The 13,243-nt window shown below is 70.0% G+C and carries 10 protein-coding genes; 7 read left to right on the top strand and 3 right to left on the bottom strand.

Going from position 1 to position 13,243, the window contains the following annotated elements:
* Positions 1-41: 41 nt before the first annotated feature.
* From Q4V64_RS18910 to Q4V64_RS18900, 3 genes are all read left to right on the top strand, one after another.
* A complete protein-coding gene (locus Q4V64_RS18910) occupies positions 42-2,018 on the top strand; it encodes a beta-L-arabinofuranosidase domain-containing protein (protein WP_124441964.1) in 1,977 nt (658 codons plus the stop codon).
* Positions 2,019-2,361: 343 nt separating this feature from the next.
* The gene (locus tag Q4V64_RS18905; RefSeq protein ID WP_124441965.1) at positions 2,362-4,998 is read left to right on the top strand and encodes a DUF5695 domain-containing protein; all 2,637 of its coding nucleotides are present in this window, start codon (positions 2,362-2,364) and stop codon (positions 4,996-4,998) included.
* A 319-nt stretch (positions 4,999-5,317) separates the two neighbouring features.
* Positions 5,318-5,626 (top strand): transposase, encoded by a 309-nt coding sequence (locus tag Q4V64_RS18900; protein ID WP_216377646.1) that lies wholly within the window; start codon positions 5,318-5,320, stop codon positions 5,624-5,626.
* Positions 5,627-5,753: 127 nt separating this feature from the next.
* Here Q4V64_RS18900 and Q4V64_RS18895 read toward each other — a convergent pair whose 3' ends face one another.
* The 3 genes from Q4V64_RS18895 to Q4V64_RS18885 all read right to left on the bottom strand — a co-directional run bounded on the left by Q4V64_RS18895 (position 5,754) and on the right by Q4V64_RS18885 (position 8,268).
* Positions 5,754-6,620, bottom strand: coding sequence for an LLM class F420-dependent oxidoreductase (locus tag Q4V64_RS18895; protein ID WP_124441966.1), 867 nt, complete (start codon positions 6,618-6,620; stop codon positions 5,754-5,756).
* A gap of 80 nt (positions 6,621-6,700) precedes the next feature.
* Positions 6,701-7,204, bottom strand: a complete 504-nt coding sequence (locus Q4V64_RS18890; protein WP_124441967.1) for a heme-degrading domain-containing protein — start codon at positions 7,202-7,204, stop codon at positions 6,701-6,703.
* Positions 7,201-8,268: a Gfo/Idh/MocA family oxidoreductase gene (locus Q4V64_RS18885; protein WP_124441968.1), complete on the bottom strand. Its 1,068-nt coding sequence runs from the start codon at positions 8,266-8,268 to the stop codon at positions 7,201-7,203. The genes Q4V64_RS18890 and Q4V64_RS18885 overlap by 4 nt, the downstream gene beginning before the upstream one ends.
* 187 nt (positions 8,269-8,455) lie before the next feature.
* On the opposite strand from Q4V64_RS18885, the gene Q4V64_RS18880 reads away from it, so the two are divergent.
* From Q4V64_RS18880 to Q4V64_RS18865, 4 genes are all read left to right on the top strand, one after another.
* Positions 8,456-9,361: a hypothetical protein gene (locus tag Q4V64_RS18880; protein WP_253267137.1), complete on the top strand. Its 906-nt coding sequence runs from the start codon at positions 8,456-8,458 to the stop codon at positions 9,359-9,361.
* A gap of 354 nt (positions 9,362-9,715) precedes the next feature.
* Complete coding sequence (locus Q4V64_RS18875) at positions 9,716-11,680, top strand: zinc ribbon domain-containing protein (protein WP_124441969.1); 1,965 nt, start codon at positions 9,716-9,718, stop codon at positions 11,678-11,680.
* A gap of 93 nt (positions 11,681-11,773) precedes the next feature.
* A complete protein-coding gene (locus Q4V64_RS18870) occupies positions 11,774-12,553 on the top strand; it encodes an HAD-IIA family hydrolase (protein ID WP_124441970.1) in 780 nt (259 codons plus the stop codon).
* A 139-nt stretch (positions 12,554-12,692) separates the two neighbouring features.
* Positions 12,693-13,241 (top strand): hypothetical protein, encoded by a 549-nt coding sequence (locus Q4V64_RS18865; protein ID WP_124441971.1) that lies wholly within the window; start codon positions 12,693-12,695, stop codon positions 13,239-13,241.
* Positions 13,242-13,243 lie beyond the last annotated feature (2 nt).

Here is a 13,243-nt window from a genome sequence, read left to right as displayed (position 1 = left end):
CGCAGCCACCCGCGCAACCAGGTACCGACCCGAGGGAGACCATGTCCGAGACCATCACGTCGCCGGTTGTCACTCCTGCCGCACCAGAATCCGCCACGCTCATCGCGCCCGTCCGCCCGTCACAAAGCACTCTGCTGCCGCTGGGACTTGACGAAGCGGCCATCACCGGTGGCTTCTGGGGCGAACGTCAACGAGTGAACGCCGCCGCGACACTCGCACACTGCCACCACTGGCTGGAGCAGGCCGGTTGGACCGGGAACTTCCGCCACGCCGTCACAGGGGAGCTGCCCCAGGCCCGCCAGGGCCGGGAGTTCTCCGACTCCGAGGTGTACAAGCTGCTGGAAGCACTTGTCTGGGAAGCCGCCCGGCAGACCGACGCGGACCGCGAGGCCGAGCTGCAGGCCATGTGCGACGAGCTCTCCGCGACGGTCGCCGCAGCCCAGGAGCCGGACGGCTACCTCAACACCCAGTTCGGCCGCCCCGGACAGCAACCCCGCTACAGCGACATGGAGTGGGGACACGAGCTCTACTGCTTCGGGCATCTGATCCAGGCCGGCGTGGCGCAGCTGCGCACCCGAGGCGGCGGCCTGCTCGCCCGGACCGCGATACGCGCCGCCGACCACGTGTGCGCCACCTTCGGCGAGAACACGCCCGGCATCTGCGGCCACCCCGAGATCGAAGTGGCCCTCGCGGAACTCGCCCGCGCCACCGGCGAACCCCGCTACCTGGAACAGGCCCGCCTGTTCGTGGAACGGCGGGGCCACGGCACCCTGCCCGACATCGAGTTCGGCCGCCCGTACTACCAGGACGACATCCCCGTACGCGACGCGGAAGTGCTGCGAGGGCATGTCGTCCGCGCGCTCTACCTGGCCGCCGGCGCCACCGACATCGCGGTCGAGACCAAAGACACCGAGCTGCTGGCAGCCGTCGAACGTCAGTGGGAGGCGACGGTCGCCCGCCGCACCTACATCACCGGCGGAATGGGAGCCCACCACCGCGACGAGTCGTTCGGTGAGGACTACGTCCTTCCCGCCGACCGTGCCTACGCCGAAACCTGCGCGGGCGTCGCATCCGTCATGCTGTCGTGGCGTCTGCTCCTGGCCACCGGCAAGGCGCGGTACGCGGATCTGATGGAACGCACCCTCTACAACGTCATCGCCGCTTCACCGGCGCAGGACGGCCGCTCCTTCTTCTATACCAACACCCTGCACCAGCGCACCGCAGGGACCGTACCAACCGCCGACGAGCAGAGCCCGCGAGCCGAGTCGAGCCTGCGTGCCCCCTGGTTCGCTGTTTCCTGCTGCCCGACCAACGTCGCCCGCACCCTGGCGGTTCTGCCCGCGTACCTGGCCAGCACCAGCACCAGCGGCATCCAGATCCACCAGTACGCGCCTGCCCGCATCGAGGCGGAGCCCATACCGGGCGCCGGCCGCGTCACCCTCAGCGTCCACACCGAATACCCCTACGACGGGCGCGTCCGTGTCGTCGTGGACACGTCGGCCGCACCCGGCCGGGTGTGGACCCTCTCGATGCGCGTGCCCGGCTGGGTCGGATCCCGCAGGGCATGGCTGGTCGAGCCCGACGGCACCCGCCGCACGGTACGCCCTGGCACCGTGCACGTGGCACGCGCCTTCGCCGCCGACGACGAGATCTTGCTGGAGCTGCCGGACAGCCCCCGCTTCGTCACCCCCGACCCGCGGATCGACGCCGTACGGGGCTGTGTGGCCGTCGAGCGCGGTCCGCTGGTGTACTGCGCGGAGTCCGTCGACCTGCCGGACGGCGGGGACGTCGCGCAGATCCTGGTCGACCCGCAGGCGAGTCCGCCGCGCAGCGAAGGCGACACGGTGCGGGTGTCAGCGGCGCTGGCCGGCCGTACCAACGCCGGCTGGCCGTTCGAGCCGGAGGACGAAACGCACTCCCACGAGCCCCCGGCCCTCGGTGAACTCACCCTGATCCCCTACTGCACCTGGGCCAACCGAGGTCCGGCCACCATGCGGGTATGGCTGCCGACCATTTAGCCCCCGGCCGCGAAAGGGGTCGACACAGGCACCCCACGGATCCAGCCCCCGGACGGCCGGGGTCGTCCAAAGGCCCGTGCGGGAACACCGGGAGTGCTCCTCCCGGAACACCGACCGAACCCTCACAGGACAGGAGGGCGGGTCGGCACGAATCATCTGAGTGAAGGGACACAATGACGTGAGCAAAAGACACTCGGAAGACCCGAACGGTCGAGCCGACATATCAAGACGACGCGTAATGTCGCTGAGTCTCGCCGGAGCTGCCATCAGCGTCCTCGGAGTTCCCCGGACGGCTTCCGCTCTTCCCGGTCCGGTCAGCAAGGTCACATCGTCGTTCTTCGATGTGAGCATCGACCAGGCCACCGGTGGCGTGTACCAGCTGTCCAATCCCCAGGACGGTCTCGGCACGAACTATGTGATGAACCCGGACATCCACGGCGCGTTCAACATCAACGACTCGCGGTGGGTCGGCGACATGGTGTTCAACGTGAAGAAGGGTGCCGCGACGGTCGGCACACCGATCGTGACGTCGCTGTCGGACGACATCCGCAAGGTGACATCCGTGACCGGGGGAGTGCAGGTCGCCTACGAGGGGACCGCGGCTCACGCGAACGGGATCAGGAACTTCTCGCTGTTCCAGACCTACACCCTGGCGGGGACCGGCGGGGACAAGCTGGTGTGGACGATCCGTCTGAAGAACACCTCCACCGAGCGTCTGGAGTTCCAGGACCTCGGCTTCGCGCTGCTGATGAACGCGTGGTGGAACGGCGGCGACCAGAAGGGGATCTACGAGCAGAACGTCGGACGGCACTCGTTCGTCGGCAAGGACGGTTCGTACATCTACTGGCAGCGTCCCAACGGCACCGGACCGTTCCTGATGATGGTTCCGAACAGCGGTACCTCTCTGGAGTTCAAGAACAAGGCGCGGTACGGCGAAGGGCCCTTCGCCGAGGCGGACCCGTCATGGGAAGGCGTGGTGGAGTACTTCATCCACTCCAAGAACATCTGCGTCGAACGCGCCGCGAAGACCGCCAAGTACCTGCCCGCCACGTCCCTGGTGCTCGACCCCGGTGCGGAGAAGACCTACAGCTTCACCTTCCGCTGGGCCGCCAACTACGCGGACATGCGCAACGTGCTCTACGACGCCGGTGTGGTGGACGCGATCTCGCTGCCCGGCATGGTCATCTCCCAGGACACCAAGGCCACCCTCGCGGTCCGCGCCCAGGGCGGCATCCAGCAGGTCACCGGTGAGAGCGGCAAGAACATCACCGTCACCTCCAAGGGCACCAGGAACGGCTACACCCTCTACGACCTCACCTTTCCGGTCCTCGGTGTCAACTACGTCACCGTGACGTACGGCGGCGGTAAACAATCGGTGCTGCAGTACCACTCCATCAAGCCGGTCGAGGAACTCGTCGCGACGCATGCGACGTTCCTCGCCACCAAGCAGCAGGCGAAGACAACCCGTGGCTACAACGGCGCCTACCTGCAGTGGGACATGAGCCGCAACAAGCTGATCACCTGGGACGACTACCCGGGCGGCGGCTGGAAGGAGTGGATGGCCGGCGGCTCCGACGACCTCGGACTCGCGCCCGCGGTCTTCCTCTCCGAGAAGAACATCGCCACACCCAGCCAGAGCGAGGTCACCTCCCTCGACTACTACATCGAGAAGTTCCTGCTGGGCTACCTCCAGAGCAAGACCTCCAACGGCGTGCGCACCTACCAGGTCTACCGCTGGTACGACGGGCAGGACGGTACACCGAAGGACCAAGGCGTGTGGCGTGCCTACAACTACGTGCACATCGCGAACACGTACCTCAACATGTACAAGATCGCGAAGAGGTACACGCAGATCACGACGCGTCTGGGTGCCAACGAATACCTGCTGATGGCCTTCAAGACGCTCGAAGCGATGTACACGAAGATCCCGCAGCCGACCCCCATCGGGGACGCCGCGCACGATCTGGGCCTGATGGGCGAACTGCTCTACCCGGATATCATCGCGCGGCTGAAGGACGAGGGGCTGACTGCCGAGGCGCAGCTGCTGGAGGGCTTCGTCCAAGGCAAGCGGGACAAGATCTTCGCGCAGGAGTACCCCTTCGCCTCTGAGATGAGCATCGACACCACGGGCTTCGAGGCCTGCTACACGCTGGCGAAGATGTACGGCAACACCGCACTGGCGGACAAGGTCACCCGTGCGTCGCTGGCAGCTCGCGGCATGCAGCCCCTGTGGTATTTCTACGGCTCGGACAACCGGCACATGGGTGAGTCGTGGTGGAACCTCGGCTACGAGACCCAGCTGGGGGCGTGGCAGCAGCAGGACTACCTGTTCTCCTACGCCTCCACCAACGGTGCCGAGTTCGACGAGATGATGCGCAGCACCTACGGTGCGTACGTGGCCGGCTGGGCCAACATCAACGCCGGTCAGATCAGTGGTGACGCCGCGAACATCGGTGCGGCCTCCTGGCAGTTCCAGAGCGAGAAGGGCACCAGCAACTACGGCCACATCGCCAATCTGGACGGCTGGTGGGCCTGGTCGGGCGAGGCGGACCTCGGCTTCTGGGGCGGCCTCAAGACCGCCGCGGTCAATGTCGTCGAGGACCGGGTCGTGGGCCTGTACGCCTACGGCGGCGACGTGGTCCTGCAGAACAACGCCTACGTCGTCACGCCCAAGGACGGAGTGCGTCAGCGTCTCGCCCTGTACAACAAGGGCAAGTTCGCGCTGGAGGTCGACAGGGCCAAGTACGCCCGGGCACAGGTTTCCACCGACCTGCGTGACATCCAGATCACTGTTCAGAGCGTGGTCACCGGCAGCTACACGCCCGAGTTCACCCTCCGCAACCTGCCCGCCGGAAACTACCAGGTGTCCGTCAACGGAGGGACACCACGCAGCGTGGCCAGCGACGGCAAGCTGGTCGTCGTCAAGCTGACCCAGTCCCTGACAGGCAACGGACACGTCGTGCGCCTGCTGGCTGCATGACAGCATGACCTGCGTGACACCGAGGAAGATCCTGGAGGCCGCCGACTGACCAGCGGCCTCCAGGCACGGACGAGCCGGACACGAACCGCGTCCGGTGCGATGCATGCCTGGGGATGACCCTGCTGTGCTCAGTCCGCGTCCGGCCGAGAAGCTGTTGTCCTTTCGATCTTGAGAGAGGCGCTTCGAACGGGAGTCTCGATCGGGTGGTCGCGGACCGCTGAGCGCATACGAGTGGGGCCTCCTGAACAGCTCGTTGGTGTCTAATCACCGAGCAACATCAGGAGGCCCCGGTGCCGCAGTCTTCCGTTACCCGACCGACATGACGGACGGGGAATGGTCCCGGGTCCGGCCGTCGCTGCCGGTGCCGGGCTGGATGCGCGGCCGCGGCGGGCAGCCGGAGGCGCACTGCCACCACGCGATGCTGGACGCGATCCGCTACCTGGTCGACAACGGCTTCGAGCGGGCGATGGCCCACTCCTGCCATTCCGGCTCTGCCACGGCCAACTCGGCCTGGATGCGGTCGGCCTCCTCCCGCAGCCCGTCCACCCTACGGCGAGCACCCAGCTCGCGCTGTTCCAGCAGCCCGACCACCGACGGCATCCACGCCCCCTACAGCACGACGACATGACAAGCCGTCACTCCCACCCGATCACCGACCCTATGCCCCACCAGCGAAAACGCAGTCCTCAAGTCCGGAAAAGACAACAGCTTCCAAGGAGATCCACTCCGTCGCAGGCCGGCGTAAGGGGATTCACTCACGCGAGGAGAGCAGCCAGCCTCCGCCATGCCTCGCGCGGGAGCGCGTCGCGCGGCCCGCCGTCCACCACCTGCAGCGCCACGTGGTCCGCCCCCGCCTCTCGGAACGTGTCGATGCGGGCGCGGATCGACGACTCGTCGCCCCAGGCGAACACCGCGTCGACCAGGCGGTCGCTGCCGCCGTCCGCGAGGTCCTCCTCCGTGAAGCCGAGGCGGAGGAAGTTGTTGGTGTAGTTCGGGAGGGCCAGATAGATGGCCAGGTAATCGCGGGCCACGGTGCGGGCCCGGGTCGGGTCCGTTTCCAGGACGACCTTCAGCTCGGGGGCCAGCAGCGGGGCTTCGCCCAGGGCCTCGCGGGCCTGGGCCGTGTGCTCGGCGGTGACCAGGTACGGGATCGAGCCGGCGGCGCGGTCGCGGGCGAGCTTCAGGCTCTTGGGGCCGAGGGCCGCCAGGAGCCGGCGGTTCGCCGGGACGCCCGCCGCGTCCAGGGCGTCGAGGTAGGCGACCAGGGCCGAGTAGGGGCGACGGTACTGCTCCGCGAGCTTGGCGTGGCTGACTCCGATACCGAGGGCGAAGCGGCCGGGGTGCCTCGCCTCCAGGTCGGCGAAGGCCGCCGCGCTGTCGGTGGGCTCGTGCTCCCAGATGCTCTGGATGCTGGTGCCGACGGTGAGCGTCGAGGTGGCCTCGATCAGCGGTACGGCGTTGCGGGCGGCGCTGTTGCCGCCGAGCCAGACGGCGCCGTAGCCGAGCTGCTCCAACTCCGCTGCCGCCTCGGCGAGTTCACCCTGCCGTGCCGGGTCCTCCGAGCGCAGCCCGACGCTCCAGATGCCGTACCGGCCGACGGTGTCCTTCAAGGCGTCACTCATGTGGTGCGGTTCCCTCCGGTCGGTGTGCTGTACAGCGGTGCCAACCGGAGGGAGCCTCGGGATCTTCCCGCGGCGGCCGGTCAGAGGCCCAGGAACTGCTCCAGCGCCGCCACCACGAAACGGTGGTCTTCCAGCTGCGGCAGCCCGGACACCGTCACCGCGCCGATGACGCCGACGCCCTCGACGTTGATCGGGAAGGAGCCGCCGTGGGCCGCGTACACGTCCGGGTCCAGGCGCGAGGATTCCTCGAACGTCGTGCCCTTGGCGCGGAAGCGGGTGCCGACCAGGTAGGAGGCGGCGCCGTAGCGCTCCACCACCCGGCGCTTACGGGCGATCCAGGCGTCGTTGTCGGGAGCCGAGCCGGGCAGCGCCGCGTGGAAGAGCTGCTGGCCGGCTCGGTGGATGTCGACGGCTACGGGGGCCTGGCGCTCGCGGGCCAGGTCGACGAGCAGGGAACCCAGGGCCCAGGCGTCGTCGTAGGTGAACTGGCGGAAGACCAGGCGCCGTTCCTGCGCCTCCAACTCCTCCAGGCTCGGGGTGAGTTCCGGGTGGAACTTCGGGGTGAGCTCCTGGTTGTGGGTCACAGCGCTACCACCCTTCCTTCGCGGGCCGAACGGCGTGCCGCCTCCAGTACGTCGAGGGCGGACGCCGCCTCCAGCGCGGTCACCGGGTTGGGACCGCCGTCCAGCAGGGCTTTCGCCACTGCCGCATAGTAAGCGGGGTAGTCGCCCGGAAGGGTAGGTTCGGGGCGGCCGCCGCCGGTCAGCGGGGACTCACCGGAGCCCACGCGGCCCCACAGCGCCTCGGGTTCGGCGCCCCAGCCGGGGCCCGGCCGAAGGCCTTCCCGCAGCGCCGCCTCCTGCGGGTCGAGGCCGTACTTGACGTAACCCGCCTGCGAACCCAGCACCCGGAAGCGGGGGCCGAGCTGGGCGGCCGTCGCGGAGACGTACAGGTGGGAGCGGACGCCGTTGGCGTGCGTGAGCGCGATGAAGGTGTCGTCGTCGGTCTCCGCGCCCGGGCGGCGGATGTCCGACTCGGCGTACACGGAGACGGCCGGGCCGAAGAGGGCCAGCGCCTGGTCGACGACATGGCTGCCGAGGTCGTACAGCAGACCTCCGATCTCTGCGGGGTCGCCGGACTCCCGCCACCCGCCCTTCGGCTGCGGCCGCCACCGCTCGAAGCGGGACTCGAAGCGCCATACGTCGCCCAGCTCGCCGTCGGCCAGGAGCCTTCGGAGGGTCAGGAAGTCGTTGTCCCAGCGGCGGTTCTGGAAGACGGAGAGGAGCAGGCCGCGCTCGTCGGCCAGGGCGGCCAGCTCGCGTGCCTCGGCGGCCGTGCCGGCGACGGGCTTGTCCACGACGACGGGCAGGCCGGCCTTGAGCGCGGTGGTGGCGAGCGGGACGTGCGTCCTGTTCGGGGACGCGATGACGATCAGGTCCAGGTCGCCGGCCCGGTCGAACAGCTCGTCCGGACCGGCGGCCACGCGCACGTCGGGGAACTCGGCGCGGGCCTGCTCCTGCCGCTCGGGGTTCGAGGTGACCACCGTGTCGAGGGCGAGGCCCTCGGTGGCGGCGATCAGCGGGGCGTGGAAGACGGAGCCGGCGAGGCCGTAGCCGACGAGGCCTACGCGAAGAGGGATGCCAGTCATGGGTCCACTTTCGCAGGTCGCGAACCACACAGGATGCTGCGAGTTCGTGCCAGAGGCACGGCGTGCATGGGCTTCCCGGTCCCAGGCGCGGCACCGGTCGCCCATGTGCGCTGATCGAGGGGACTTGCGGGCCCGTACGGAGCGGCACCGACCGTCCGCCGGAAGCACCCGGCATGGTCATGTGTTCATGCGACTGCTGATGATGCGACTGCCCACACCTGTATCCCTCTGCGCCCCCGTCCCCCTCTGCCTCGCAGCCGCCGCCGTCCTCCTGTCGTCCCCCGCGCAGGCCGCCCCCCGCCCCTCCTGCGCCGCCACCGACGACCGCGCCTTCCCGGTCACCACCCGCATCCACGGCGGCCCCGACTCCTACGAGGCCGGCGGCGGCTACGGCACCTGGTACCTGGACCTCACCAACACGACCACGCGGACCTGCGGGAACATCCACCCCGTCGTCGTCCTCGTCGACGAGCGGCGTGCCCTCGAGCCCACTCAGCCCCGCCTGGAGTTCTACGACGGCACAGCGGGGGCCCGCCCGCACCCCGTCCGCTTCGAACGCACCGACGCGGACGAACTCGTCGGCGCCTTCACCGACGACCGCGATCGCTTCCGCGGCTTCACCGTCGCCCCCGGCAAGACCCTCACCGTGAAGGTCCGGCTGGCGCTCACCTCGGACGCCGAACCGAACGAGGTCACCGCCAACGCGGCCGTCGTACAACGCCACGACGGCGACGGCGACTGGGTCGGCCAGTCGAACGACTACCGCTTCGACATCGAGGCCGAACCAGCCCGACGGCCCGAGCCCGCGTCCGAGCCCGCGTCCAAGTCCACGTCCGAGCCCGCGTCCGAGCCCGCGTCCGAGTACGCGTCCAAGTCCGCGTCCAAGTCCGCGTCCAAGTCCGCGTCTAAGTCCGCATCCGAGTCCGCGCCTGCCCCCGACGCCGCCGCCACCACCACACCGGCGCCCGACGGCCACCTCTCCCTCGCCGACCAACTCGCCGGCACCGGACTCGGCCCCACGGTCGCCCTCGCCGCCGCGGCCCTGCTGCTCGTCACCAGCGGCGCGCTGCTGCTGGTCCGCAAGCGTCGCTGAACCCACAGCCGTACGTACCCATCGCCGCCGAACCCGGTCGTTCCCTCAAGATCCGGCCACTGTTTTCGCTAACGGTGGATCGATTGGCTTGGGTTTCCTTGGTGTTGCTGTGATTCTTCCGGTCTCTTCGGGGCTCTTGCGGTTGCTGCGTGACCTTTCCGGGCGGGGTGCGTTGTGTAGGTGAGTTCGATGATCGGACAGCAGTTCTGGTGGCCGGGTGGGGGGTGTAGGGGTGCGGCGGAAGGTCCGGCTGGGTGAGGGGGAGACGGAGCGGGTGGCGTGCGCGTCGGCGTCCGCGTTCCGTGGCCTGGACACGGCGACAGGCGAGGTTCTGGGCGCCGATGTGCTGGGAGGGTGGGCTGGCTGACGGCCCTGGTCGAGACGATGTGCACGTCAGTGACCGGCACCCGCTGGAACCGTCCGGATCTGGCCCGGCTCGCCTGCGGGCGGGACCTGTCGGGGCAGCGGCTGCCGTCGAACGCGTGGATGGCGTTGCGGATGCTGGGCTGGGCGGCGACTGCCCCGGAGGGGGTGTACGTTCCTGACCGGGTGCGGCGGGTTGCCGAGGAGCAGGCGGGGCGGGTGCTGCGTTCGGCCTGGTGGCGTACTCAGATCACCGACGCGGTGCTGGCCACCTGGCCCACCGGCCCTGACGCTGATCCGATGCGGCGCACGGCGGGCGAGTGGGAGGCGTTGCGGGCGGCCTGTCCGGACGGGCAGGGTGTGGCGGCCTCGGTGCTGCGCTCCCGCACCCGGCAGATCGCTGCTTTCCACACCGCGCATGGTCGGCTGCCCGCCGGTCTGTGTGAGCTGGAGGCGGCGCCGGGCGGTGGCCGTCAGGTGGTGCTGGCCGCCGCCGACAAGCAGTTGGCCAGGCTGGCCCGCTGCGAGGACGACCCGGCCCGCTACGCGGTGCTGACCGTGCGCCTGCCGGTGCGGCCCGATCCGCGCGCCCGGGGTGACTGGCACTCCGTGGTGATCCGGTTCCGCCTGCCGCCCACCATCCCCGTCACGGCCGCCCTGCACGCCCCGACCCTGCGCCTGCGCGGCGGACGCCTGCGCCTGGACGTCGCCCACACCACCGCCGCCCCCACGACCCGGCGGGACGGACATCTGCGGGCGGTGGCCTTCGACTACGGGCTGAACACCCTCCTCACCGGCGGGACGCTGACCCTGGCCGGCGGCGCCCAGCCGGCCGTGCACACCGACGCAAACCCTGTCTTCTTCCGTGCGGACGGGGTACTGGCCAAGGCCGACCGGCTGCGCATACAGGCCGAGCAGCTGGGGGCCAAGGCCGCCCACCTGCAGTCCCTGACCGACGGCCACACCGCATCCGGGCTGCGCCCCGATCCGCTCACCGCGGCGAAACTGGCGGTGCTGCGCACCGAGCACGCGCGGGTGAGCAAGCGTCGTACGCGGCTGAACGAGCAGCTCGCCAGGGCCGCCGCCCACTTCATGGTCGGCCACGCCCGCGCCGCGAGAGCGTCGGTGATCTACCTGGAGGACCTGCGGGACATGGAGGCCCGGGGCAAGGGCCGCACCCTGAACACCCGCCTGTCCAGCAGTGTGCGCGGGCAGATCGTCGCCCACACCCGCCACCAGGCCGCCCGCTACGGGATCGCGGTGGTCATCGTCCCCGCGCGCGGCACCTCCAGGTACTGCCCCACCTGCCTGAGCGTCTTGCGGCACCGCGCCGCCCCCGACCGCACCACACCGGGCTGGAAATGGGCGAGCTGCCCCGACACCGCCTGCGGATACAGCGCCGACCGGGACGTCGCGGCCTGGCAGCGGATCGGCGCCCGCGGCCTGCAACACCAGCACACAACCGTCCTGGACCGCAGCAGTGGCACCTACGTGATCCGCCGCACGGCCCCGGAGCTGGACCGGCCGGTCCGGCACACCACCCACCCCGGACCCGCCATCCCCGACGGTCCGCAGCAGCAGTCCGCTGCTGCCGTGGACCGGACGAAGGCGGGACCGACGAGAAACCGCCCTGTGCCCAGGCAGCGACGCAGGGCCCCCGCCCCACCCACAACACCCGCAGCGCAGACCACTGCTGCGGGCCCGGGTGGAAAGCGTCCGGCGGGGCGGATGCCCCAGTCACCCACCCACCGCACCCAGCGGCGGCGCAGGCGGCAGGCACCGCACACGATGAGCACCCCCACCCGGCACCAGCCACGTGGGGCCAGACTCGGCGCAGGCTTCCACCTGCACACCCACGCCACCCCCGTCACACGACGGACACAGCCCGGGGCACAGCCGAGATCACTTTTCCACCGGGACCGGGCCGAAAACCCAGCCCCACCCAGGAAAACCTAAGCTCATCTGAGACGCTGGGGCGCGCCCGGCACCCGGCACCGGGTACACGCGCGAGGCACCGCGCACTTATGGGTACGGCAGGAGATCCAGCACATGGCAGAACGCAGGCCCATCGAGTCGTGGCTCACCGACATGGACGGTGTGCTCATCCACGAGGGCGTACCGATCCCCGGCGCCGACGCCTTTCTGAAGAAGCTGCGTGAGTCCGGCAAGCCCTTCCTCGTCCTCACCAACAACTCGATCTACACCCCGCGCGACCTGCACGCCCGGCTGCGCCGCATGGGCCTGGACGTGCCGATCGAGTCCATCTGGACCTCGGCGCTGGCCACCGCCCAGTTCCTGGACGACCAGCGGCCCGGCGGCTCCGCGTACGTCATCGGCGAGGCGGGCCTGACGACCGCGCTGCACGACATCGGCTACATCCTCACCGACCACGAGCCCGACTACGTCGTCCTCGGCGAGACCCGCACCTACTCCTTCGAGGCCATGACCAAGGCCGTACGGCTCATCAACGACGGGGCCCGTTTCATCTGCACCAACCCCGACGAGACGGGGCCGTCGGCCGAGGGCCCGCTGCCCGCGACCGGCGCGGTGGCCGCGCTGATCACCAAGGCGACCGGGAAGAGCCCGTACTTCGCGGGCAAGCCGAACCCGCTGATGATGCGCACCGGGCTCAACGCGATCGGGGCGCACTCCGAGACCAGCGCGATGATCGGCGACCGTATGGACACCGATGTGCTGGCCGGTATGGAGGCCGGGATGCAGACGTTCCTGGTGCTGACCGGCCTGACCCGGCCCGAGCAGGTGGAGGACTTCCCGTACCGGCCGTCGAAGGTCGTGGACTCGATCGCGGACCTCGTCGACAGAATCTGACGCGATCAGGAATCTGACCGGATCCGAACGGATCGCACCTGATCTGAAACCTTTCTGGACCCGTATGGAGCAGTGAGGCCCCGCTGAGCGTGCGGGGCAGGAGTCGTCGGGGGAGGCTCCAGATATCTGGAGGTTCACGATGGGTTCCCTACGCCTCACTGTCTGTACCGCAGTCCTCGCTGTCGCCGCCCTCATCCCGATCGCCCACGCGGCGGACGGCGGCGGCAGCATCTCGGCGACCCCTTCGTCCCCCGCTCCCGGCGCCGAGGTCGCCCTGCGGGTGAGCGGCTGCGCCGGGAAGACGGCCACCGCCGCGTCGACGGCGTTCGTCGCGGACGCGCGGCTCACGGGCAGCGGCGGCACGCTCGCCGGCGAGACCCGCGTCCGTTCCTCGATCGAGCCCGGCCCCTACGAGGTGAAGGTCAGCTGCGCCGACTCGCAGCTGAACGGCACGCTCACCGTCGCCGCCGGCGGGAGCTCGGCGCGGCCGGGCGCCTCCGCCGCCGCCTCGCCCGTCGCCCCGGTACAGGCGGGCGGTGGCGGCGCCGCCCGGCTCGCCGCCACGGACGCCCGCGAGGCCGGGGCCGGTCCCGGTGTGGCGCAAACGGTGACCGGGCTGGTCCTCGCCGGGGTCGCCGCGGTGGCCGTCGTGATCCGGGGCCGCCGCCGGAGCCGTGGGACGGGTTGACC

This window comes from Streptomyces sp. NL15-2K (assembly GCF_030551255.1).
In the GTDB taxonomy this organism is placed as follows: domain Bacteria; phylum Actinomycetota; class Actinomycetes; order Streptomycetales; family Streptomycetaceae; genus Streptomyces.
Note: the sequence above shows the minus strand (reverse complement) of the source record. Positions and strands in the feature narration are given on the sequence as shown.

What these genes read in the sequence shown, in the direction of transcription:
- Q4V64_RS18910 (WP_124441964.1), top strand. Translation starts at nt 42, where the DNA reads ATGTCCGAGACCATCACGTCGCCGGTTGTCACTCCTGCCGCACCAGAA.
- Q4V64_RS18900 (WP_216377646.1), top strand. Translation starts at nt 5,318, where the DNA reads ATGACGGACGGGGAATGGTCCCGGGTCCGGCCGTCGCTGCCGGTGCCG.
- Q4V64_RS18895 (WP_124441966.1), bottom strand. Translation starts at nt 6,620, where the DNA reads ATGAGTGACGCCTTGAAGGACACCGTCGGCCGGTACGGCATCTGGAGC.
- Q4V64_RS18885 (WP_124441968.1), bottom strand. Translation starts at nt 8,268, where the DNA reads ATGACTGGCATCCCTCTTCGCGTAGGCCTCGTCGGCTACGGCCTCGCC.
- Q4V64_RS18880 (WP_253267137.1), top strand. Translation starts at nt 8,456, where the DNA reads ATGCGACTGCTGATGATGCGACTGCCCACACCTGTATCCCTCTGCGCC.
- Q4V64_RS18870 (WP_124441970.1), top strand. Translation starts at nt 11,774, where the DNA reads ATGGCAGAACGCAGGCCCATCGAGTCGTGGCTCACCGACATGGACGGT.
- Q4V64_RS18865 (WP_124441971.1), top strand. Translation starts at nt 12,693, where the DNA reads ATGGGTTCCCTACGCCTCACTGTCTGTACCGCAGTCCTCGCTGTCGCC.